Raw genomic sequence first — 21377 nt, 5'->3', positions numbered from 1 at the left:
GCGCCCATTTGCCAGCCCCGTCTTTCCGGCCCTGATCGCAACCGCCGTCAGCGAAATCGACGTTCTTCACAGCCGACTAGCTACGAGCAAGGCCTCCATAGGTGACAAACTCGAACGAGGGAAGGTAATGGACATTGTCCCGTTCCCGGCAGACTTGACCAAGCACAGCCCGAAGAACGGATTTGCCTTCAGTGCTCGCGGTGACGATATCCGCGTCCTGAAACGTCCGAGCCAACGCAACCGGTGAGACTGTAAGAATTATCGGTGCATCGGGTTTGTGTTGACGGACCATGTCCACGGTGGCCATCACGTTGGCGTAGTTTTCCTGAAAGCTGCTGACGTGAAGCGTCGTTTCCTGCATCCCGCCTCCGCCACGATAGAGCGGTTTCTGTGCTGCTATTTTGCCACTGGCCTTGTTGATGAAGACCTCAGTCATTCCGAAAGTGAATATGAATGCCGTGGCTGCATCGAAGCCAACCCGCATCTCTCGGTTCATGCTCTCGATCACCTCTCTGAGAACTTGCGGAGATTTGGCGAAGATGCCGCGGCGGTACGGGTCCTGAAAGCAGATTGGGCCCCAAGGAGCACGTTTCTTGACCTGCCACCAGTCGTCATGGGCCTGATCCTACAACCCGAGCATTTGCTCGATCTGAAGCCGAACCGTGAAGGTGTTGTAGAAGTTCATATGCTCCTGCCGAGGCAGCTCATCTACAATGGCCTGTGCCGGGTCGAAGCTGATATTTTTATAAGACGGAACGCATGCGATCTGCCTGCTTGTCAATGCACGTCGAATTTCCTGCGCGAAGCAACTCCCCATCGTGAAGAATATGTCGTCAGAAGTGAATATTGAGGTTTTGCGGATTGTAATGGCGCCCGAACTGACAAAGTCGTCATACTTCGTGGTTGATTTGTTCGATGCCATCAAACGGATAGGTTTAATGTATCCAAGTTGGTGGCGGAGCCGAAGGTACTTTCGTCGAACTCGCTCTGGTAATGTCACAACAGCTCCATGATCTTCATAGCCGGCCGCCGACAGCAATGCCCGACATTTAGTCCGCTTCGTCGCCAGCCGCAATCAGGAGGATTCAAGATTGACTATAACTTCGAACGAAGTCAGACGTCAGGTACCAGTTTGGCGCATGTGTGACAGCGTCGAGAGAATTTCATGGATCGGCAGGAGCGAGGGTCGTCACAAAAACGATACATCGCATCGGGAAACGGAATGAGTGCAAAGAAACGAATTTCAGCGGCCCTGACGTATCCGCCGGTCAAGCGCCTGATCGTCGAAAACCTGCCACCGCATAAGACGCTGTATGTGACAGGTTTGCTGTGTTCGATCGCCGCTGCGGCGGCGACCGGCGCAACGGCTTGGATCATGAGTGTCATGGTCAATACCATTTATGTGGATCGGAACGCTGCCGCCGCATGGGGTATCAGCCTTGTGATTATCGGCATTTTCCTGATCAAAGGGATCGCTGACTACTGCCAGACTATTACGACGGGGAAGATTCGCCGGGCTATCGTTTCGGACCTTCAAAATCGGCAGTTTTCCCGAATGGTGCGTTTCGACATCGGCCGGTTCGCCAACCAGCATCCGGCGAAATTCGTCTCCAAGATCATGTTCAACGCGCGCGCCGGGGCCGCCGTTATTCTCACCCTCACGAGCAGCTCTGTCTCCGATGTGCTCAAGCTGATTGCCCTGGCAAGCGTCATGGTCAAGCAGGATCCGGTGATGTCGCTGATATCCGTGACGGTTCTACCGCTGCTGTTCCTATCGGTGGGCGCCATAACCAGGAAGCTCAAGGCGCTGGCAAGGGGTGAGACGGAGTTGGCTGCACTGGTCCAGTCGATCGGCACGGAAGCCGTCGAAGGCATCCGCACGATCAAGTCCTTCCAACTCGAAGACAAGGCAGCCGCCAGCTTCGCCAAGGCCGTCGGCAAGATGGAAAGGCGCGGCATCCAGATCAACCGGACATCGGCGTTGATGAGTCCATTGATGGAGACCGGCGGCGGTTTCATCATCGGCCTTTTCGTTATGTATGCCAGTTGGCAGACCCTCGGCAACGGCAAGACGCCGGGCGAATTCATGGGCTTCATAACCGCCTTTATGCTTGCCTACGAGCCCGTCAAGCGGCTCGCTCGGGTCAATGTCGACATCCAGAAGCAAATGGTGGCCGTCGAGCAGATGTATGATTTGATCGATACCCCCGAACAGCGACAACTCGCAACCGCGGGCGAGCATCTCACCGATGTCGAGGGCAGCATCCGTTTTGAAGATGTCGCCTTCACCTATGGCGGCAACAGCCCGGCGCTGCACGGTGTTTCCTTCGAGGTGCGACCTCGTGAGAAGCTGGCGATCGTCGGCCGCTCCGGCGCCGGCAAGACAACCATCGTCAATCTGATCCTGCGCCTGATGGAGCCGGACAGGGGCAGGATTCTTCTCGACGGAAAGGATATTTCGAAGATCAGCCTGGCCGACGTTCGCGACAATATCGCACTGGTGTCACAGGACGTCTTCCTGTTCGAAGGCTCGATCCGTGACAACATTCGTGACGGACGCCCGAACGCCAGCGATCGGGAGATCGAGTCCGCGGCGGACCTCGCCCGGGTCACCAACTTTGCCTCTAACCTGGAAAACGGGCTCGACACGCTTGTCGGGCCGAGCGGTACCAATCTATCGGGCGGGCAGAAACAACGCGTTGCCATCGCGCGCGCCCTGCTCAAAAATGCTCCGGTGATTGTCTACGATGAAGCAACATCCGCGCTCGACGGCGAAAACGAACGGGCGGTCATGGAGGCTGCGTTCGACGATGCATTTCAGCGCACGGTGATCTGCATTGCGCACAGGCTTTCAACCATCAAGGCGGCCGATCGTATTCTGGTATTTGACGCTGGCATGCTCTCAGACTCCGGGACTCACGACGAGCTTGCCGAGCGCAGCGAAATCTATCGCTCGATCTTCCATCTGGAAGCGTCCGCTCCGATCGTCGAAGGCGGCAAAACGCTGCGGCAGAGCGTATCGCGCTGAAGGCCGATGACCAGTTTTTACCACGGTTCCTACATCCGGTACGTGATTGGTGGATTGGGCCTGCAGTTGCGCCGATACACAAAGGCCGTGCGCAGACTGTTTACCGGCTCCAAACCTCGTTCCGTTCTTGACCAGCAGGCCAAGGTCGACGCGCTGATCGCGCGCCGGGACTGGACAGGGCTTGAAGCAAGTACCAATGAAATGGCCATCATGGCCGATCGTGCCCGTGACCCTGAGCTGATGCAGAAGGCAGGCCAGGCGTTCGAACGGCTGGGCAAGTTCGCGCGGGCGGCCGAGCTTCGGCTTTCCGCTCGCCGGCAACGAAAAGGGGAAGGTGCCAATGAGTGGACCGGAGAAGACCTCGGTGCGGATACACTGCTGATCGATCTTGTAGAGGATGATCCTCGCAGTCTTGGCCGGGTTATCCGCCATGCGCGACTGGCCGGCGCCGCCGCTGGATGTGCGCAAAGCGCGACAATTCGGGTCGAGCCGCGCCTCGTATCGCTTGTGCAGCGGACGTTCCCGAATGCGACCGTGGTTCCAGCGCAGCAGAATGTCGTTGGCGACAAATTTGCGACCTTCGAAAATCTCGCCTGGGTTTTCGGCCGCGATGCCGAAAGACTTGCCGCCGATTTCGTGCCGCTGCGGGTAGATCCTGAACTCGTCGAGACATTCCGCAAGCGCTATCGCTCGATGACGGATCTGCCACTGGTGGGTCTGTCCTGGGGCAGCAAATCACACACCAAGGAGGTGCCTGATTTCCCCGAATGGGCACGGTTCATCGCCCAGACACATGCGACATTCGTTTCCCTCCAGTACGGACAGATCAAGCCGGCGCTGCGGCGCCTGCGCAACGGCAATGACGCGCGGCTTATCTATGATGACAGTGTCGACCAGATGCTCGATATGGACCGTTTCGCCGCGCAGATCGCCGCGCTCGATGCCGTCGTAACGATCAGCAATACGGCGGCCCATCTGTCCGGAGCACTCGGTGTTCCGACCATTTTCCTGATCGACGACAAGTTTCAGACAGCGTGGCCAGTGATTGGCGATCGAACGCCCTGGTATCCGAACGGCGTCGTCATGCGCAAGGAAGGGCGTGCGTGGCCGATGGTGCTCGACGACGTCGGCCGGCGGCTCGAGTCGATTTTGACGGCGCCTTCGACGCAGTCTAGCGATAGTTGAGGGTCGCCGTGCCGAACAGACGATCCATCCTTGAGAAGGCAAAAGCCGCCGACCTGCGCCCGCAAGGTGTTGACGGCAAGCGGCTGCAGAAGGTTCTCGATCGGGCGAAGAAGTTTTTCAGGCGTCCCTCGCGCCATACTGACGAAAGCGTCGAACGGCATATGAGCCAGATGGCGCAGAATGTCGAGCGGCGTGACTGGCAGGCGGCCCGGGAACATGCGCTGGCACTCGGCCTGCTCGGTGAGCAGCTTGGCGATCCCGGGCTTGTCAAAAAAGCCGGGCGTGGACTGAGACGTCTTGGCGCTGGGAATCGTGCCTGGCAGTTGATCGCGTCGAGCAAGCAAGTGCCCGGCCGGCCCGAATGGGATGGCAGTGATCTTGCGGGTCGCAGGCTTGCCGTCGAGCGGCGCGAGGGCGATCTTGCAATCTTCTTCCAGTTCGCGTCGCTGCTTGGGCCGGTGGTCGCAACTGCCGACCGATGCACCGTCTTCGTCGAGCCGCGACTCGCGCCACTTTATCGCAGAACATATCCTGGGCTCGATGTCAGGCTAGAAGGAGAAGGGGAGGTGGCGGCGACGGACGCCGACGTCTTCGCCTGCTTCGAGACACTGGCGAAGCACTTCTGGCCGGATGAGCCGACAGCACGCGCGCCCTTCCTCCCGTTGGAGCCGGACCGCCGACTGGTCGCCGAGCTACGCAGCACCTATCTCGATCGTGGCCCGGGTCCTCTGATCGGCTTCGCCTGGGGAAGCCTGAACAAGGGCAAGGACCTGCCGGCTCTGGACGATTGGCGGGCGCTGCTCGGCGATCTGCCGGGACGCATCATCAGTATGCAGTATGGCGATGTCGGGCCAGCGCTCGCCGAATTCGAACGCTGGGCGCCGGGACGCATCATCCATGACGCTTCCGTCGACCAGTTGTCGGATATGGACCGCTTTGCCGCGCAAATCGCGGCGCTCGATGCGGTGGTGACGATCAGCAACACCGGCGCCAATCTGGCGGGAGCGCTTGGCGTTCCGACTGTCATCATGCTCGACGATGGGTTTCGGCTGTCGTGGCCTGCCTTCGGCGAGACGGTAGCCACATATCCAAGCGTTCGACTGGTTCGAAAGGGCGGCGAGGCATGGGCGTCCGCAATGCAGGAAGCAGGTGGACGGGTTACGCAAATCATCGGTGGAGCTGGTGATGGCCGGTAGCCAACTCCTTCGCCGGTTCCGCCGCGGTGTCGCGCTTGCAGGCTATAAGTACAAGGTCTGGTTCCGTCGCCACCGGCGGCAGCTTTTCCTGCGCTGGCGTGATGGCGACATTGCCGATCAGATGGCGGATTATCGGCGAAGCATCGAGGCGCGCGATTGGTCGGCCGCACTGCCGAAAGCCCTGGCCCTAGGGGCGATTGCGAAGTCGCGGGGCGAGGTTCGCCTGCTCGACGAGCTTAGCAAGGCGCTGATGCGGATGGGCGCCTACGGCCCGGCGGCCGAGCTCAAAATCGCCCGGCGCCACATCGTTGAAGGCCGCGTCAACGGCGAATGGCTCGGCCAGGATATCTCTGACCAGGTCCTGCTCGTCGATCTGATGGAGACCGAAAAGCAGGGTCTGGCCACCGCGATCCATCATGCGAGTTCCGTCGGCCGTGCGCTCGCCCGGGCCGCTCGTTTGATCGTCCTGGTCGAGCACCGGTTGGTGCCGCTCTTTCAGCGGACATTTCCCGCCGCCGATGTGCGAGCTGTCGGTCCGGGGAACAAGGCCGCCTATGGCGAGGCCCAAGCCTTTGCGGGCGTTCAGCATCTGACGGCCGTGTTCGAGACAGATGAGACCACGATCCGGGAGCATTTCGTCCCCCTGAAGCCGGATCCGGCGCGGGTCGCTGAACTTCGCGCCCGTTATCGGAAGGATGACCGGCCGCTGGTCGGCGTCGCATGGGGCAGCTCCAATCCTGGCAAGGACCTGCCGCCACTTACGGCATGGCGCGGGCTTATCAGCCGTCCGGACCTCCGGTTCGTTTCGCTGCAATATGGCCAGGTCGCGTCCGACCTGAAGATCCTGACCGATGGCGAGCCCGCGCGTATTCTCCACGACGGATCAATCGACCAACTCGTCGATATGGATCTTTTCGCGGCGCAGGTTGCCGCGATGGACGCTGTGGTAACCATCAGCAATACCGGGGCGCATCTGGCCGGCGCGCTCGGCATCCCGTCGGTCTTCATTCTTGGCGATGGGTTCAAACGTTCCTGGCCGGTCGAGGGCGATCGCACACCCTACTATCCTTCCGCAGTGCTGGTCTCGAAACGGGAAAGGCCCTGGGCCGCGGTGATGGAAGACGCACAAAACCACATGGGCTCACTCATCAGCGCTGGTTGAATCCATCACGGAAGCCATCGCAAGTGTGCCAGGCAGGTCACAACCGGCGAAGTAGTCAAGCGTCTTTCTTGACGGCGAGAGCATTGTAAACTACCCGGCGGGCGGCCGTTCTGAATTTCACGGATAGAGGCGATGCATATCTTTGGGTAGGTCGAGAACCAAGGCGGCTTCTCCTGTCAGCGAAGGCTTTGTGCAGCGGCTCCTCGCGGCGTACCGGCTTGCGCATCCAGGAAATCTGTTCAAGCGCGGGCGTATCTACGCTCGCGGCAGGGCAGCGACGAGGACTGTCTACTTCGTCCCACACAACCGCAACAATGTTCGGCTGCTGGCTGACGCGGCAGAAATTCTGGGTGACCGCGGCATCCGCTGCGTGTTCGCGCATCTCGATGGATTGAAACGCGGCGGCGTAGCGCGACCTGAACTCAACGCCCGGGGAATATCGCATATCGGCTTTGCCGAGCTCGAGCGGATGATCAGACCCGGCGACATTCTGGTGACTGGAAATGACTATGCGCCGCAATTCTTTAGGCGATTCATCGACTCCATCAACTTCGGCATGGTCCGTGTGGTCGGCCTGATCGGAGGTGCGCGACTGCTGCAGCCGCATCGATTTGTGAGAGCCGACTACATCCTGTCGATGGGACCAGCGGCGCTGCAGCAAAGACGACAGCCGACATACGTTGTCGGCTCGCCGGTCATTGAGCGTGCCGTCGGAAGCGCTGGCGCCAGGCACGATGAAGGGCTTTTTGTGCTGGTCAACTTCAAGGGGGATATCGAAGAGCCCGCAGATCGCCAAGCGATTGAAGCCGTGACAGCCGCATGCGCGAAACTCGGCCTTGCCTATGTCGTTAGCGTCCACCCCACGATGTTCGCAAAAGTCGATATGCCGAACAAATCGACCCTGGATTTCGCACAGTTGCTCCCGGACGCTCTGGCGCTCGTAACGCGCCCAAGCACCACTGTTTACGAAGCAATCGCCTGCGGCATTCCGGTGGTGCTGTTTCCGCTGGTTTCGGCCATGGTCGAGTTCGACAGGCCTATGGGCGCTTTCAAACCAACATTGTCGGAGCATGACCTTGTCGAGGATATCCGCGCTGCGGTCAGGTCAAGGCCGATTTATTTTGAGCAAAGCCGGGACTTCCTCAATGCCAATCTGTCGATTGATCCAAAGGTGCCGGCTTCGCAACGGATCGCCAATGCCTTAATCGATATTTACAATCGCTGATCTGCTCGATCAAAGTGCCCGCAATCGGAGTCCGCAAGTTGAGTTTGTTTTCCAACTTTTTTGCAAGAAAGCCGCCCCTGCTTGTCGTCTCGTTTCCCAAATCCGGGCGGACCTGGCTGCGAGTCATGCTTGACGATCTGGGCGTCGATGCGGCTTATACGCACGACGGTTCCGACCACAAGGATCTGCGTGACATTGCGCAGATCAGCCCCGACAAATCTCGCTACAAACGGCAGCGGCTTCTGTTCCTGACGCGAGACCCCCGCGACACTGCGGTGTCTGGATATTTTCAGGTCAACAAACGCCATGGGCTGGAAGCAGGTCCGATCGGCGATTGTATAAGAAGCCCCCAACACGGTGTCGAGAAGATTGCCCTTTTCAACCTGCAGTGGTTCGCAGCCGCAAGTCACATGCGAAAGATTGCGCTTCTGCGCTATGAAGATGTGCAGCGGGATACAAACGACGCATTGCGCAGCATCGGGAAATTTTTGGAGAAACCTTTTGAGGAGTCCCAGCTTGCCGATGTTGCCGTCAGCAGATCGTTCAAACGCATGCAGCAATCTGAAATCTCAGGAGAACTGGGTGCGCGCTATGGGGGGAGATTGCAACCGCGCAATCCTGACGACCCGGAAAGTTTCAAGGTTCGAAAAGGTAAGGTCGGCGGTTATTTGGACTACCTCAGCGCGGATGATGTAGCCTTTTGTGACAATGTGCTTGCGCGGCTCGATTACTGGAGGCGGCTCGATGAAGCCTTCCAGCGGCATGGCATATCTTATGTCGACGACAGGGCAGGTGTGAATTGATCCGATGCAAAGGCTTTGTCTGCGGATGCGGACATAGCGGCACCACGCTGATAGCGACGATTCTTGCTTCGCATGCCGATGTCTTTTTGCCATTCGAAGAAACCAACGTGTTTTTCAAATGGGCTCCACTTGCGCTGTATCGCTACTCGAAGCTGAAACGGGCGGCCATTGGGGCGGGCAAGTCGGTGCTGCTTGAAAAGACACCGCGTCATATCAGGCGTGTCGACCGGATACGACGCCTGGTGCCGGGCGCGAAGTTCGTGATGCCGGTACGCGATGGGCGCGATACCGTTGCTTCGCTGACCAGGCGGCTTGGCGATGCGACCGAGAGCCTGGATCGCTGGATTTCGGACAACACAATGGTGCTTGCCGAGCGCGGCAGCACGGACGTCCTGATTTACCGCTACGAAGATCTTGTCGATGACCCGGAAGCGACCATCGAAAAGATCTGCACCTTCCTGGGATTGTCGTTCGAGCAGAGTTTGCTCGACTATCATCGGAGCCCGCAACGATGGTTCACACTTGACGCGCAACCCCAACATGCCGCGTTGCGCAACCAGCAGGTGAACCAGCCAATTTATGACGGCCGCGGCCGCTGGAAGACCGAACTGGGTCAGCAGGAATTGGTGGAGCTTACCGAGGGGCGTGGGAAACCCCTGATGCAGGCCTTCGGATACATTTAAGACCGCCGCGCGACCGCTTTACTCTGGAAGCGCGCGCGCATAGCCAAACTGATCGAAGTCGCGCTCATACGCACGATAGATGGTGTCCGCCAGTTCTGGCGTGAAATAGTCGGCAAGCCTGCGGCGCGAGGAGGTGTGCAGAGGTGGCATCGCCGCGCGTCGCACCTCGTCGCTGGCACCGACATGATCGAGAACCCGTTCGAAATCCTTTGCAAAAGTCTCGGTCTTGCCGATGAGGTCGAACGCAACGCCTGGAAGGTCGATGATGTCGCTTTGTCTCTGCCAATGCTTGTCGATGCGCCATGTGGAAGTCGTGCAGGCAAAGGCGACGAAATCTGCAAAGGACAGGCTCTTGTCAGCACCGACAGGCAGCGCCGGATCAGCCCTTTCGCGGTGGGCTAGATAGACCTCCACCCTGCCATAACCAGGCACTAGGGGACGGTCGCGATATTGGTCGGCCCAGCACGACAACAGCCTTGTATAGGGATTGCGAACGAAGGTAAATCGCAAGGCTTCGGGACTTGTGGCCATGCGATAGAACTGCACGACGCCATGGCGAGGCGCCTGCAGGTTCGACGCCTTTCGGTTGTGCACCTTCCAGTTCTGGTCGCTGCGCCACCCCGACACGGTGTCGTTGCCGATCATGGCTGCAAGGTTGCTGCGAATGCGGCTGCTCGCCGCCTTTGGCGTAGCCAGGTACAGGATCTTGAGTTGCGGGACTACGTCGATCAGGTCGTCCGGCAGATATGCGGTTTCCATGGCCCTGCGGTAAAAAGCCAGCGCCTCGGGATTGCACCAGCTCAACACCTGCTCGACAACCCGCCACCGGAGAGACCGCAGTTTGGGCCTCAACTGGCGTTCGATTCTCCTCAATCCATGAGCCTGCTTCGATTTCGGGACGGGAATCTCATATGACAGTTGGGGGGGGCTGGTGTTCATCCGCTGCTTCCTGTTGATTTCTAAATGCCTCACCTCTGGGAAAACCGCAAGCAACAGTGGACAATCGACCCAATCTGCCTTCGCCTCGCGTTGGTACGACTTCCTGATCTACCGCTACGAGGATCTGGTGACGACCCAAAGCCGTCGAGAGATCTGTACATTCCTGGGATTGTCGTTCGATCCAGTGTTGCGGGACCTCATCAGAATTCACAACAAAGATTTACAGTTGACGCGCACCCGCCGCCACGATTGGAAAGCGCTTAGGGACGAGGCGCGACAAAACATGTGGTTGCTCATTGGCTAAGTTTGATCGAGATCACCCGTCATGTCATAAGGCCCGGAAGCCGGGTCCTTAGCAGCCGGCAACTGATAGGGTGTTTGCGAGGTGATCATGAAATTACTGCGGTGGCTCAGGCCGAAGGCACAAGAAAACTCCAGTAATTTGGGCCTTTCCATTTCCTACCCAAAGTCAGGGCGGACGTGGTTAAGAGTCATGCTTGATCAGCTCGATGTCTGCCTAGATTATAGCCACGGCGGCAGCGCGTTCCACAGCAGATCCTTCCGCCCGGCCGAAGCTTTTTTGGGAAAACGGCCCTTGCTTTTTTTGCATCGCAATCCGATCGACACAACGATTTCCGGATATTTTCACGTCACCAAACGCGAAGCATGGCGCGACTTATTCCAAGGCGATTTGTCAAGCTTTGTACGAGACCCACGGTTTGGCATCGAGAGGACCCTCCGCTTCAATGCAATGTGGCTGGCGGCAATAAGCGAAAGGGATGATGTGTTGATTACACGCTACGAAACGCTCCACAGCGATGCCGTCTCCGAGCTTAGACGAATCGCAAAATGGTTGAAAGTAGAACCAGACGAGGAGAAAATTACGAAGGCAATTGACGCCGGTCGATTTGACTCCATGAAAAGCAAAGAGTCCTCGGGGCAATACGACGAGCGCTATGGGCATCGCTTAAGAACAGCAGACACAACCGATTCCGATAGCTTTAAAGTTAGACGAGGCCTGGTTGGCGGGTATAAGGATTACCTTACCGAAGAAGAAATTTTATACTGCCAAAAGATCATGGAAAGTTACGGTGTATCTTCCTAGAAATGAATAGTCTTCACTCCAGCAGCGCGCGCGGATAGCCAAACTGGTCAAAGTCGCGCTCATCTGCGCGACTCATCAAATTCGCCAGTTCCGGAATGCAAAAGGGCGTATCGAGATCGCATGGCTTTGTCACAGCATGATCAACGGGTTCAAGCTGAACCGAAGACGCCTATTGTGTTTGTACGCCAGCGCTACGCGCCCTTTGGCGGAGGCGAGATCATGCTGGAAAACATCATGGCGGCGTTCGCCGCGCGTCAACGACCGGTGGCCGTGCTGTCAGGCGACTGGCCGCGACACGAAGGCATAGAGTTCATCCAGTGCGCCGGCCGCCGCTTTCCCCGCTACCTGCGGGCGACGTCCTTTGCTCGATCCGCCTGCCGCAAGATCGCCGAAATGCCGCCGGCCCTGGTGCAGAGCAACGATCGCCTTCCGTGCTGCGACGTCTTCCGGGCCGGGGAAGGCGTTCATGCCGCCTATCTTGCCGAGCGGCGGCGTTTCGAAACGCGGCTTGGCAGGGCAGCGATGGCGCTGAGTCCCTTTCATCGCCAGACGCTGCGTCTTGAACGCACCACCTATGCCAGCCCACGGCTTAAAGCTGTGATTGCCATTTCGAAAATGGTGGCTGAGGACATTGTCCGTCACTACGACTATCCGGCGGAACGTGTGCACCATGTTCCCAACGGGGTTGACCTGGACCGCTTCAACCTGGAGTTGCGACAACAGCATCGGGCCGCGGTCCGCGCGCAGCTCAATGTTGACGATAAAAGGTCGGTCGTTCTCTTCGTCGGCTCGGGTTTTGCTCGAAAAGGACTTCTTCCATTGATGAAGGCTGTCGCCACGCTGGACGGTGAGCCGGAGGTGTGGGTCATTGGCCACGATTCGCGCGCCAATGCCTTCAAGCAGGCCGGCGACAGACTTGGTCTTGGCGCGAGGCTCAGGATGCTGGGGCCGCAGAAAGACACGTTGCCATGGTACGGCGCGGCCGACATTGCCGTGCTGCCTTCCATTTATGATCCATTCGGCACAGTGGTGATCGAAGCTATGGCCAGCGGCCTGCCCGCCGTGGTAAGCACCGGGTGTGGGGCGCGCGAGCTTGTCGATCGGTTCGAGCCGACGCTTGTTTGCGACGCAGCCAGCGTAAACGACCTCGCCGCCGGGCTTGCCCGCGCGCTGCGGCTGTCGTCACGGCCTGAGACTGCGGCCAGGGTCAGAGCGGCGGCCGAACACTACGATTTCAACGTCATGATCAGGAGAATGATAGCGCTCTACGAAAGTCTCGACCTAAAATAATTTTTCGACATTTTTTTTGAATCCGTTAGTATCACTCGGAGTGCCAACAGGCCGGGGGGCAGTTTCATTTGAACAACAGTAGCAGTTTTGATGCCGGAACCGTCTGACCGTGCCGGCGCTCTCAGTCATCATAATCAGCCGCAACGAGGAAGCGTGCATTGCACGTTGCCTTCGCTCGGTACATTTTGCCGACGAAATCGTCGTTCTCGACAATAACAGCACCGATCAAACCAGGGACATCGCCAGTGGACTCGGGGCCAAGGTCCTGATCACCCTCGATTGGCCCGGTTTCGGCGCGCAAAAAAACCGTGCCCTCGCCGCGGCGACAGGGGATTGGGTCCTTTCGCTTGATGCCGACGAATGGGTCGAGCCACCGCTGGCTGCAGAAATCAGAGCCGCTATCGCCAACCCAAAAGGCTATGACGGCTTCGAAATACCAAGAAGATCCCGCTTTTGTGGGCACATTGTCCGCCATGGCGGCTGGTCGCCCGATCTGGTGCTCAGGCTTTTTCGTCGACAGTCCGGGCGCTTCAGCAACGACACGGTGCACGAGAAAGTTGTGGTGAACGGCAAGGTCACGCGATTGTCCCACTCTATGGAGCATGACTCCATCGCCGACCTGGCAGACGCGCATGACAAGATCGGCCGATACGCAGAAGCGTCCGCGGCGCGGTTGCTTGCCGAGGGCAGAAAAAGCTCGATAAGCAAGGCGGTCTTCCGCTCGGCCTGGGCCTATATGAACAGCTATGTTTTCAAGCTGGGGTTTCTGGATGGTTCGACCGGTGCGATGGTCGCTGCTTATTCGGCCAGCTACACCTATCAGAAGTGGGCGCTTGTCGCATTGGGCAACGAGACGAAATCCGCCGAAAAAAGCCGGACCGAGGTGAAAGGCAAAACCGTGAGATTCAGAAATCGCCCCGGCTAATTTCTGCACCATTGTTGCCGAGTTGTTGCCAGACAGCTAGGGTATGACCGTTTTGAAATCAGGAGCCAAGGTACTGAATATGACTGATGCGTTTAGGGTATTCGTTGGATGGGACAGCCGTGAGCCAATCGCCTACGACGTAGCGCGGCACTCTTTGCTTAAAAACGCTTCAGTGCCTGTCTCCGTCATTCCCATCAAACAGGACGAACTGCGTGCCCGTGAGCTGTATTGGAGGGAAAAAGATCCGCTCGCGTCAACAGAGTTCACCTATACGCGGTTTCTCACGCCTTTTCTCGCCGACTACACGGGTTGGGCTTTGTTCTGCGATTGCGACTTCCTGTGGCTCGGTGACGTCGCAGGTTTGCTGGAATACACGAAGTCGAACAAGGCGGTTTATTGCGTCCAGCATGACTATACGCCGAAGGCCACCACGAAGATGGATGGCGTGGTCCAGACATCCTACCCACGAAAAAACTGGTCCTCGCTGATGCTGTTCAATTGCGCGCACCCTTCGGTTAAATCACTTACGCCAGAGGTCGTGAACCGTGAAAGTGGTGCCTACCTCCATCGAATGCAGTGGGTCGCCGATGAGGACCTGGGCTCGCTGCCAGTAGAGTGGAACTGGCTTGAAGGTTGGAACGAAAAGCCGGCGCTTGGCACACCCAAGGCGGTCCACTATACAAGCGGCGGTCCGTGGTTTGCCGAGTGGCAGAATGTCGACTATGCGGATCTGTGGATAGCCGAACGCGACGAATTCCTGGGTAATGCCGATCAGACAGAGGCGTCTCTTCGCGCTCGGCGAGCCGGCAGCTAAGCCAACCGATCGGGACCGACTATATCAGACGTTTCGTCGAGGTCGCCGGCAACGCGCGGTTCGTGCAGATCTGTGAACAGACCGCGCGTGCCTGGTCGAAATCGAACCGAGCGGTTGTCGAAAAGCCACTTTGGCGGCGTGCTTTGCAGCGCGCCAATGAATCGCCTTGGGCCAATCGCACCCGGTTCAATCCGCAGGGCCAGGGCGGCCTGCAAACGCCGATTCCACGGTGTGGAAGAGCCGACCTGGGTCGCCTTTCGCAAGGGGACTTTCTCGAGATGCTTTCTCTGCTCCGGCTGATCAGGGCCATTTAGTGCTTGGCGTTGGCACAGCGTCTGCTGCACCAAGCCAGCAACTGCTTCGTCGTTGTTGCGGCATTTGTTCGCGGATCGCTGGCCACTCCAGATCGAATGAGTTTGCACTCGCTACTGTGATTTTCTGAGGATCACGTCTGGGGCTATTGGCGCCCCGATGCCTGTTGGACCCAATCGGCCCGATGAGACGGGACGGGGCCGCAGCCCCAGACGATATCGAGATCGTCTTTGAAAAGCGGGGTGCTAGATCGTTTCGTGTCGTATTGATGGGGTGTAGCCAGTCGCATCGACATAGGGCAGGGCAGTCTATCGACAAACGGAACATCCCGTTCAGCCTACCTGCGATGATAGGCTGGATTCAGGAGGCTTGAGGCGATGGCGAAAAGAAGTGCGGGCATTCTGCCTTACCGCAGATCGACCAACGAACTGCAGGTGTTGCTTGTCCATCCGGGCGGGCCGTTCTGGCAAAACCGCGATCTTGGCGCATGGTCGATTGCAAAGGGCGAGTATGGTGATGACGAACAGCCGGAAGCTGCGGCGCGTCGCGAATTCGTGGAGGAAACCGGCTGGCAGCTCAAGGGAGCACTGCTTCCGCTGGGAGAACTGCGCCAGCGCGGCGGCAAGCTCATTACGGCGTTCGGCGTCGAAGGCGATTTCGACGCCGGCAGCCTGCGCAGCAACATGTTCGAGATGGAATGGCCGCCGCGCAGCGGCCGCATGCAATTGTTTCCAGAGATCGATCGCGCAGGGTGGTTCGGCCTGGATATGGCCCGGGAAAAGCTACTTGTCGGCCAGCGGCCTTTTCTCGACCGGCTTGTGGTGTCTGTCTAAGGATCGACCCAATGGCCGACCGACATCTTCCTAGGGCACGAAGATAAGGAACAGATAGGCGACAAACACGACGAGATGAACGAGCCCCGTCAGCATCGTTGTTCGGCCCGTCCCAAAGCTCACGATGCTGATGGCAAGCGCGAGGATGAGAAGCACGGTATCCCCCGGGCCCAGACCAAGAGTCAGGCTTCGTCCTGTGAGTAGGCTCGCCGCACCGATCGCCGGGATTGTCAGGCCGATTGTGGCGCAGGCCGAGCCGAGGGCGACATTCAGCCCTCGCTGAAGTTCGTTATTGAGTGCTGCCCGAACCGCCGATACCGCCTCCGGCATAAGCACAAGCGCAGCGACGAAGAAGCCCACGATTGCGTCCGCCTGGGTGACTTGAAGAAACGCGAGCCCATTCTCGATACTGCCGGCCACCTGCTCGGTCAGAAGAACGATCCCTGCCAGTCCGACAAATAAGAGGAGCACATTGGTGGTCACTCTCCCACCCTCAGATACATGCTCCTCATGTTCGGCGCTGGACGTCAGATCCTCGATAAAATCGCCCCGATGGCGCACCATCTGAGCAAAGACGAACGCTCCATAGAGGAGGATTGAAAGAACGCTCACGAAAGCGAGTTGCGATGCGGAGAACGCACCGGGGCTTGTTGCAAGAGTGTAGTTTGGAATGATCAGCGTAAGAACCGTCAGCGCCATAATGACGGCAAGGGAAGCGCTGGTGCCCTGTCGTTTGATGTCCTGATATCGATGCTTCAGCCCACCCAGGGTGAGGCAGACCCCGACCACACCAGTGCACACGATCATGACCGTCGAAAACACGGACTCGCGTGCCAGCGTCGGGTTGTTCTCGCCATGCAGCATCATCGAAACGATGACCGATGCTTCGATGGCCGTCACCGAAAATGTCAACAGCAGCGTGCCATAAGGTTCACCGAGCCGCCGTGCGACGGCTTCGGCATGATGCAAAACCACAAACACGGTCGCGAAGATGAAGATAGCGACCACGATCAACGCAAGGATCTTGATCGAAAGCAGCGAATGCTCCATCGACGCGGCGCCGAAATGAATTAGCGCGGCCAGGCCCAAGGAGCCGATTGGGAACAGATATTGGCCGATAGGTCGTCGATGAACAGCCAAGACGGATTTCCTCATCGCCATCGACGGCCGCAGATCGGGTATTACAGAAACGGACCGAGGCCCACCGTATCAGTGTACTTGCGGCTGCCGGTCCGTTCAATGGCCGCGTGCTCAATCGACTTGGCGTAACGAAACTGCCGAGCTCGATGCCGCATGTGCCGAATCACAATTAAGCCTTGAGTTTTTGCGCTTACCGCAATAGCTAGGTGCTACCAGGCCGGGCCCCTCTGGCAGTCCATCAGGACTGTGATGTCGGACTGGAATTCAATCCGGGTGGCCTGGCTTTGAGATTTCTTCAGCTGTAGCAGCATTTCTCTTGTCATACGCGGTGTCCGCGTTGCTCTACGGTTATGCTCGCAAGCCGCGTCACCCCTAGCTGAACGCAAGGGTGCCGTATGACAGAATTTTTTAGTCCTGAAGCAATGACCGCTCTCTTGCAGGTCATCATGATCGACCTGGTGCTGGCCGGTGACAACGCCATCGTTATCGGCCTTGCCGCGGCCGGACTACCCAAAGAGCAGCGCAGAAACGCAATCGTCGTTGGTATCATCGCAGCGGCCGTTCTGCGCATCGGCTTTGCGGCCGCGACAACCCAGCTCCTGCAGATCGTCGGCCTGTTGTTGGCTGGCGGTATATTGCTGTTGTGGGTGTGCTGGAAGATGTGGCGCGAACTCCGGCAAAACCATGCGCAGGAAACACAGGCGATCGAAGCGCTTTCGGAAAGTGATGTCGACTACGATGGCATCGTAGCTGGCAAAGCTCCACGCAAGACCCTGGCGCAGGCAACCTGGCAGATCATCATCGCCGACGTCTCGATGTCGCTCGACAATGTTCTGGCGGTAGCGGGTGCTGCGCGCGAACATCCAAACGTATTGATCTTCGGCCTTGTCCTCTCCGTCGCGTTGATGGGCATTGCCGCAAACCTCATTGCCAATCTGCTTCAGAAGCACCGTTGGATTGCCTATGTCGGCCTGGTGATCATCCTCTACGTGGCTGCCGACATGATCTATCGCGGTGCGCTTGAACTTCTGCCTCATGTCGCGGGCGCTTGAGACACAGAAAATGGGCCGGAACGACCTCGTTCCGGCCGATTTCTGCTTATCGCTCCCCCTACGATTTTATGCATGTCGCGAAAAAGTGTGCAGCGGTTTTGCGATAACGACATGCATAAAACAACAACCTAAAGCGCGTCGCGTGAGGTCGGTCGAACGCGACGCGCTTTAGAGCGCACTCACCCGATCCGGCGGTAGAAGGAATCCTCCTGCTCAGATCCGTGTGAGTCGCGGTTTGCTCCCACGCAGACGACCAAATCGGAAGGCATCCGAAACCGCCGAGCGGACCATAAGCATCTCGCCTATGGTTTCGTGTGTCATGAGCCCGACCAGCCGGTCGGAATTGTCCACGACGGCGATAGCTGGCACATCTGCCTGCTGCATGAGCCTCAGGCTTTCCTCGAGACTTTTGCGGTAGTGTATTTTCGGGATATCGTTCCGCATTGCGCTCGCGACCGGTTCAGCGGGCCCCTTTTCCTTCAATGTCCGGATCATGTCGTTGCGTGTCACCAATCCCTCAAGGCGGCTGGCGGAGTCGATGACAGGGAAATCGTGCTGCGTGGTCGCGAGCAGCATCTCGATTGCCTCGTCGAGCGTCGCCGACCGTTCCAGCCGGGCGAACTCGGTGATCATCACGTCACCGACCAGGACACTTGTGGCAACCTCGCGGATCTGTGCGTTCTGCGCTTCTGCTGCCGCGGCGAGATAGACGAAGATGCCGATGAAGATCAGCAGCGGGTTGTAGAACAGCCCAACGAAACCGAAGACGAAGGCCAATCCTTGCCCGATCGTGGCGGCGATCTGGGTCGCGCGCGACCAGGAAAGGCGGGCGGCGAGGGCGGCGCGCAGGATACGGCCGCCATCCATCGGGAAGGCCGGGATCATGTTGAAAAGGACCAGGAAGACATTGACCCCGGCAAGCCTGGCGAGAAAATTCATACGCGGATCCTCGATCCCGGCCATCTGTTCGACACCCGCCGACCCGCCGAGCAAGACGAAGATCAGCGCGGCGATCGCGACATTGACCAGCGGCCCCGCGACCGCGATCACGAACTCCTGCCCCGGCTCTTCGGGCATGCGTTCCAGCCTGGCCACGCCGCCGATCGGGAAAAGCGTAATATCCGGCGTGCTGATGTCGAAATACCGTGCGGCGGCGATGTGGCCGAATTCATGCAGGACCACGCAGGCAAAGACGGCAATGATGAAGGCTACGCCTTCCCAGGCCGCTGGCGTGCCGCCGATCTGATAGTGCGTCAGCCAAATCCAGACGAGCAGAAGCAGGAAGGTAAAGTGAACGCGCACCGTGGTGCCGGCGATCGTCCCGAGGTTCAGCGACCAACCCAAATCCATCCACTCCGAGAGGCCCCACCTTCGCAAGAGGCTTTGGCAGGACGGTTGCAATCGTTCGAGAACATCAGGCGCTTAAGCTCATCGTCTGCGACTGATACCCCGCCTCGGTGTCGCGCGGTCCCGTCGCAGGAAGAGTTTATCACGACATGACATCCCGGTGAACGTCTTGCGCCGTCGTGATCCGATGCGTCCGAGTCTGCACGGTCATTTCGCCCTGTCGCGCTTTTTCGGCGCCGGCGGACACGGCGCTTCGGATTCGGATCGTCATCCATGGATTGTTCCTGAACCTTTGCCGAAGAACATCGCAATGCAGAAGGCGCACGGCGGCGCGTCGGCTTTGGCCGACGCACCGCGAAACAAGATAGGTTGACCTGGCGCTGACGTGTCGCCGCCTCACTCAGTGAGCAGTCTGCGAATGCTCGCCGCCCGGCTTCGAGATGTCGCTTAAAGCCTCTCCCGCTTCTGCCACTTCGCCACTCGTCGCGAGATCGCCAAGAGAGATGATGCCGACGAGCCGCTTGTCGCGGTTCAGAACCGGAAGCCGACGTACCTGCAGGTCGCCCATGTTTTCAAGCACATGTTCGACGTCTTCGTCATCGAAGCAATATTTGACCTCCGGGCTCATGACATCACGCACCTTCGTGTCAGGTCCCTTACCCAATGCTACGCCGCGGATCGCGATATCACGATCGGTGATCATCCCGACCAGCCGGTCGTGGTCGCCCACGGGCATCACTCCGGCGTCAAGCTTGCCCATGATCTGCGCTACTTCGCGGATGGACTGTTCAGGGTTCGCAACCTGGACATTCCTCGTCATGCAGTTGCCGACTTTCATGGCAATCTCCCTTTAACTTGCGAGGCCCCGCCGCCGGTTTTGGTGTTGACCTAGGAAACGAACTCTTCGGCGGTAACGTTCCCTCGAATCTGAATGCCGCAGGAGGTTTTTCACCTGCAGCCGGAAGGCTGAGAAGGCCCGCGTCGCGGGGACCTTGCGGTATGTCTTTGACGCGAAGTCGAACCACACAACGGCCGCGCTTCACTGCGCCCATCGCCGTAACCGCCGCTTCAGCGACAAACGCCAACGACCGGCCAAACTGGAACCCCGATGGGCGATACGACGTTCCAGGAGATAGGCAGCCACGGAGAAGTCGAATGCAGCCCTTAGCCGCAAATTCCACCAGCCGTCCCGGCGCGCTTACGATTACCCCGTTCAATGGAACCGTAACGGTCAGGTTCTCCGACGCGATTATTGCCTCAACCGAGCGGGCAAAAGTGGTCTATGAAGATGGGCACGATCCCGTCTTCTATATCCCCTTCGAGGATATATATTTCGACCTGCTGGAGAAGACGAACACCACAACGCACTCCCCGCCGAAGGGCACGGCGAGTTACTGGCGGGTCCACGCGGTCGGCGGAGCGGCTGACGACTTCATGTGGGCCTACGAGACGCCCGACACGCCGGCATTGGCCATCGCCCGCCATGGCGCCTTCGATCCCGACAAAGCGCGGATCGATGCCGATCCTGCCGAGGACAAGCGACACACGCCTCACATCCCCGAGTAGACGGCGCTTGAATTTCCACATCGGCCAATAACGCCGCAGGCGGCAATCTTTTCGTCATTCGGAGAATTCTTGGTCGATGATCCGCAGGCCGTCTTCATATTTCGATGTCGAGGTGCCAATCTGCCGTGCCTGCCACAGATTGTCGGCGAGATCTGCGCGCTTGACCGGCAGCGCCAATGGGTTGGCTGCTGCTCTGCGCACGAAAGCGAGGTCGTCCTCGTCCGGCCGGCGTGTCATGGCATCGACTGCCGACACGATGGATGTTCCAAAACCAGCCGCCTCGAGCCGATCGCGGTCCCAACCGTCGCTTTTCTCAAGAACGTCGTGAAGGTAGGCAACGGCCTTTTGGTCGAGGGTTTCGACAGCGTCAACGACCCGGCGGCAATGTTCGATATAGGGCCGTCCGGTCTTGTCCGTCTGCCCGGCATGAGCTTGTTCGGCGATTTTTGCCGCGCGGTAAAGCACGCTCATCGTGTGAATCCTTGCGTTGTCCCGATGAAATCCTTTGATTTAATCGTCAATTCGCTGCCGAGTTCCATTCGACGAGACCAGTACTGGGACTCACCATTGCTCCTGTCCCACGGTGCGGCAGGCCAATCCCGCAGCACACCCCAGCCAAGCCGCTGCGTTGACCCTATAGTTGTATAGTGGCACCAGGCTGCCAGGCTCATCAAAGCAGCCGACATGCAATGCGATTTCTTGCGGCGAAGCGTCGTAGGCAGGGCTGAGTGGAGACCCGCCGCCTTGCAGAAGCCTCTGCGGGCGCGCATGA

The 21377-nt window shown here is 58.6% G+C and carries 24 protein-coding genes; 16 read left to right on the top strand and 8 right to left on the bottom strand.

Features of this window, described 5'->3' with window-relative positions; genetic code table 11:
• Window positions 1-76: 76 nt before the first annotated feature.
• A complete protein-coding gene (locus AC0L3L_RS21350) occupies window positions 77-484 on the bottom strand; it encodes a GSCFA domain-containing protein (protein ID WP_473639028.1) in 408 nt (135 codons plus the stop codon).
• A gap of 141 nt (window positions 485-625) precedes the next feature.
• On the bottom strand, window positions 626-1075 hold the full coding sequence (locus AC0L3L_RS21345; protein ID WP_473484810.1) for a hypothetical protein: 450 nt from the start codon (window positions 1073-1075) through the stop codon (window positions 626-628).
• Between the two features lie 147 nt (window positions 1076-1222).
• Between AC0L3L_RS21345 and AC0L3L_RS21340 the strand changes: the two genes are divergently transcribed.
• The 7 genes from AC0L3L_RS21340 (at window position 1223) to AC0L3L_RS21310 (ending at window position 9282) form a co-directional block, all read left to right on the top strand.
• Entirely contained in the window at window positions 1223-3028 is a 1806-nt protein-coding gene (locus tag AC0L3L_RS21340; RefSeq protein WP_473639023.1) for an ABC transporter ATP-binding protein, read from the top strand.
• A 6-nt stretch (window positions 3029-3034) separates the two neighbouring features.
• On the top strand, window positions 3035-4213 hold the full coding sequence (locus AC0L3L_RS21335) for a glycosyltransferase family 9 protein (protein WP_473639022.1): 1179 nt from the start codon (window positions 3035-3037) through the stop codon (window positions 4211-4213).
• Window positions 4214-4221: 8 nt separating this feature from the next.
• Window positions 4222-5409 (top strand): glycosyltransferase family 9 protein, encoded by a 1188-nt coding sequence (locus AC0L3L_RS21330; RefSeq protein ID WP_473639021.1) that lies wholly within the window; start codon window positions 4222-4224, stop codon window positions 5407-5409.
• Complete coding sequence (locus AC0L3L_RS21325; RefSeq protein ID WP_473639020.1) at window positions 5399-6571, top strand: glycosyltransferase family 9 protein; 1173 nt, start codon at window positions 5399-5401, stop codon at window positions 6569-6571. The genes AC0L3L_RS21330 and AC0L3L_RS21325 overlap by 11 nt, the downstream gene beginning before the upstream one ends.
• A 391-nt stretch (window positions 6572-6962) precedes the next feature.
• Window positions 6963-7796 (top strand): hypothetical protein, encoded by an 834-nt coding sequence (locus tag AC0L3L_RS21320; protein ID WP_473639019.1) that lies wholly within the window; start codon window positions 6963-6965, stop codon window positions 7794-7796.
• A 38-nt stretch (window positions 7797-7834) separates the two neighbouring features.
• On the top strand, window positions 7835-8599 hold the full coding sequence (locus AC0L3L_RS21315) for a sulfotransferase domain-containing protein (protein ID WP_473484822.1): 765 nt from the start codon (window positions 7835-7837) through the stop codon (window positions 8597-8599).
• An 86-nt stretch (window positions 8600-8685) separates the two neighbouring features.
• Entirely contained in the window at window positions 8686-9282 is a 597-nt protein-coding gene (locus tag AC0L3L_RS21310; RefSeq protein WP_473639018.1) for a sulfotransferase family protein, read from the top strand.
• Window positions 9283-9300: 18 nt separating this feature from the next.
• Here AC0L3L_RS21310 and AC0L3L_RS21305 read toward each other — a convergent pair whose 3' ends face one another.
• On the bottom strand, window positions 9301-10134 hold the full coding sequence (locus AC0L3L_RS21305; protein WP_473526370.1) for a sulfotransferase family protein: 834 nt from the start codon (window positions 10132-10134) through the stop codon (window positions 9301-9303).
• Window positions 10135-10213: 79 nt separating this feature from the next.
• Here AC0L3L_RS21305 and AC0L3L_RS21300 point away from each other — a divergent pair, with 79 nt between their 5' ends.
• From AC0L3L_RS21300 to AC0L3L_RS21280, 5 genes are all read left to right on the top strand, one after another.
• Window positions 10214-10525 (top strand): hypothetical protein, encoded by a 312-nt coding sequence (locus AC0L3L_RS21300; RefSeq protein WP_473484828.1) that lies wholly within the window; start codon window positions 10214-10216, stop codon window positions 10523-10525.
• Between the two features lie 189 nt (window positions 10526-10714).
• A complete protein-coding gene (locus AC0L3L_RS21295; protein WP_473484830.1) occupies window positions 10715-11326 on the top strand; it encodes a sulfotransferase domain-containing protein in 612 nt (203 codons plus the stop codon).
• A 120-nt stretch (window positions 11327-11446) separates the two neighbouring features.
• The gene (locus tag AC0L3L_RS21290) at window positions 11447-12616 is read left to right on the top strand and encodes a glycosyltransferase family 4 protein (RefSeq protein ID WP_473639017.1); all 1170 of its coding nucleotides are present in this window, start codon (window positions 11447-11449) and stop codon (window positions 12614-12616) included.
• A gap of 109 nt (window positions 12617-12725) precedes the next feature.
• Window positions 12726-13541: a glycosyltransferase family 2 protein gene (locus tag AC0L3L_RS21285; protein WP_473484834.1), complete on the top strand. Its 816-nt coding sequence runs from the start codon at window positions 12726-12728 to the stop codon at window positions 13539-13541.
• A 43-nt stretch (window positions 13542-13584) separates the two neighbouring features.
• Window positions 13585-14355 carry a glycosyltransferase gene (locus AC0L3L_RS21280; protein ID WP_425350318.1) on the top strand — a complete coding sequence of 257 codons (771 nt, stop codon included), beginning with the start codon at window positions 13585-13587 and terminating at the stop codon, window positions 14353-14355.
• Here AC0L3L_RS21280 and AC0L3L_RS21275 read toward each other — a convergent pair.
• Window positions 14352-14702 (bottom strand): hypothetical protein, encoded by a 351-nt coding sequence (locus tag AC0L3L_RS21275; RefSeq protein WP_473639016.1) that lies wholly within the window; start codon window positions 14700-14702, stop codon window positions 14352-14354. The genes AC0L3L_RS21280 and AC0L3L_RS21275 overlap by 4 nt on opposite strands.
• 342 nt (window positions 14703-15044) lie before the next feature.
• Between AC0L3L_RS21275 and AC0L3L_RS21270 the strand changes: the two genes are divergently transcribed.
• Complete coding sequence (locus tag AC0L3L_RS21270; protein ID WP_473639015.1) at window positions 15045-15500, top strand: NUDIX hydrolase; 456 nt, start codon at window positions 15045-15047, stop codon at window positions 15498-15500.
• 30 nt (window positions 15501-15530) lie between these two features.
• On the opposite strand, the gene AC0L3L_RS21265 is transcribed toward AC0L3L_RS21270, so the two are convergent.
• Window positions 15531-16640 carry a calcium:cation antiporter gene (locus AC0L3L_RS21265; protein ID WP_473639014.1) on the bottom strand — a complete coding sequence of 370 codons (1110 nt, stop codon included), beginning with the start codon at window positions 16638-16640 and terminating at the stop codon, window positions 15531-15533.
• Window positions 16641-17035: 395 nt separating this feature from the next.
• Between AC0L3L_RS21265 and AC0L3L_RS21260 the strand changes: the two genes are divergently transcribed.
• Window positions 17036-17692 (top strand): TerC family protein, encoded by a 657-nt coding sequence (locus AC0L3L_RS21260; protein WP_473526367.1) that lies wholly within the window; start codon window positions 17036-17038, stop codon window positions 17690-17692.
• Window positions 17693-17905: 213 nt separating this feature from the next.
• On the opposite strand, the gene AC0L3L_RS21255 is transcribed toward AC0L3L_RS21260, so the two are convergent.
• Window positions 17906-19042 carry a site-2 protease family protein gene (locus AC0L3L_RS21255; protein WP_473639013.1) on the bottom strand — a complete coding sequence of 379 codons (1137 nt, stop codon included), beginning with the start codon at window positions 19040-19042 and terminating at the stop codon, window positions 17906-17908.
• A 157-nt stretch (window positions 19043-19199) separates the two neighbouring features.
• Here AC0L3L_RS21255 and AC0L3L_RS21250 point away from each other — a divergent pair, with 157 nt between their 5' ends.
• Complete coding sequence (locus AC0L3L_RS21250; protein WP_473639012.1) at window positions 19200-19412, top strand: hypothetical protein; 213 nt, start codon at window positions 19200-19202, stop codon at window positions 19410-19412.
• A 27-nt stretch (window positions 19413-19439) separates the two neighbouring features.
• Here AC0L3L_RS21250 and AC0L3L_RS21245 read toward each other — a convergent pair whose 3' ends face one another.
• The gene (locus AC0L3L_RS21245) at window positions 19440-19877 is read right to left on the bottom strand and encodes a CBS domain-containing protein (protein ID WP_473526364.1); all 438 of its coding nucleotides are present in this window, start codon (window positions 19875-19877) and stop codon (window positions 19440-19442) included.
• A 317-nt stretch (window positions 19878-20194) separates the two neighbouring features.
• Here AC0L3L_RS21245 and AC0L3L_RS21240 point away from each other — a divergent pair, with 317 nt between their 5' ends.
• Window positions 20195-20605: a DUF427 domain-containing protein gene (locus tag AC0L3L_RS21240; protein ID WP_473526363.1), complete on the top strand. Its 411-nt coding sequence runs from the start codon at window positions 20195-20197 to the stop codon at window positions 20603-20605.
• 54 nt (window positions 20606-20659) lie between these two features.
• Here the strand turns inward: AC0L3L_RS21240 and AC0L3L_RS21235 are convergent, their stop codons facing one another.
• Window positions 20660-21076 carry an HD domain-containing protein gene (locus AC0L3L_RS21235; RefSeq protein WP_192356176.1) on the bottom strand — a complete coding sequence of 139 codons (417 nt, stop codon included), beginning with the start codon at window positions 21074-21076 and terminating at the stop codon, window positions 20660-20662.
• Between the last annotated feature and the right edge of the window lie 301 nt (window positions 21077-21377).

Source organism: Mesorhizobium sp. WSM4849 (assembly GCF_055811385.1).
Note: the sequence above shows the minus strand (reverse complement) of the source record. Positions and strands in the feature narration are given on the sequence as shown.

What these genes read in the sequence shown, in the direction of transcription:
- AC0L3L_RS21350 (WP_473639028.1), bottom strand. Translation starts at nt 484, where the DNA reads ATGCGGGTTGGCTTCGATGCAGCCACGGCATTCATATTCACTTTCGGA.
- AC0L3L_RS21340 (WP_473639023.1), top strand. Translation starts at nt 1,223, where the DNA reads ATGAGTGCAAAGAAACGAATTTCAGCGGCCCTGACGTATCCGCCGGTC.
- AC0L3L_RS21335 (WP_473639022.1), top strand. Translation starts at nt 3,035, where the DNA reads ATGACCAGTTTTTACCACGGTTCCTACATCCGGTACGTGATTGGTGGA.
- AC0L3L_RS21325 (WP_473639020.1), top strand. Translation starts at nt 5,399, where the DNA reads ATGGCCGGTAGCCAACTCCTTCGCCGGTTCCGCCGCGGTGTCGCGCTT.
- AC0L3L_RS21295 (WP_473484830.1), top strand. Translation starts at nt 10,715, where the DNA reads ATGCTTGATCAGCTCGATGTCTGCCTAGATTATAGCCACGGCGGCAGC.
- AC0L3L_RS21290 (WP_473639017.1), top strand. Translation starts at nt 11,447, where the DNA reads ATGGCTTTGTCACAGCATGATCAACGGGTTCAAGCTGAACCGAAGACG.
- AC0L3L_RS21280 (WP_425350318.1), top strand. Translation starts at nt 13,585, where the DNA reads ATGACCGTTTTGAAATCAGGAGCCAAGGTACTGAATATGACTGATGCG.
- AC0L3L_RS21270 (WP_473639015.1), top strand. Translation starts at nt 15,045, where the DNA reads ATGGCGAAAAGAAGTGCGGGCATTCTGCCTTACCGCAGATCGACCAAC.
- AC0L3L_RS21260 (WP_473526367.1), top strand. Translation starts at nt 17,036, where the DNA reads ATGACAGAATTTTTTAGTCCTGAAGCAATGACCGCTCTCTTGCAGGTC.
- AC0L3L_RS21255 (WP_473639013.1), bottom strand. Translation starts at nt 19,042, where the DNA reads ATGGATTTGGGTTGGTCGCTGAACCTCGGGACGATCGCCGGCACCACG.
- AC0L3L_RS21245 (WP_473526364.1), bottom strand. Translation starts at nt 19,877, where the DNA reads ATGAAAGTCGGCAACTGCATGACGAGGAATGTCCAGGTTGCGAACCCT.
- AC0L3L_RS21240 (WP_473526363.1), top strand. Translation starts at nt 20,195, where the DNA reads ATGCAGCCCTTAGCCGCAAATTCCACCAGCCGTCCCGGCGCGCTTACG.
- AC0L3L_RS21235 (WP_192356176.1), bottom strand. Translation starts at nt 21,076, where the DNA reads ATGAGCGTGCTTTACCGCGCGGCAAAAATCGCCGAACAAGCTCATGCC.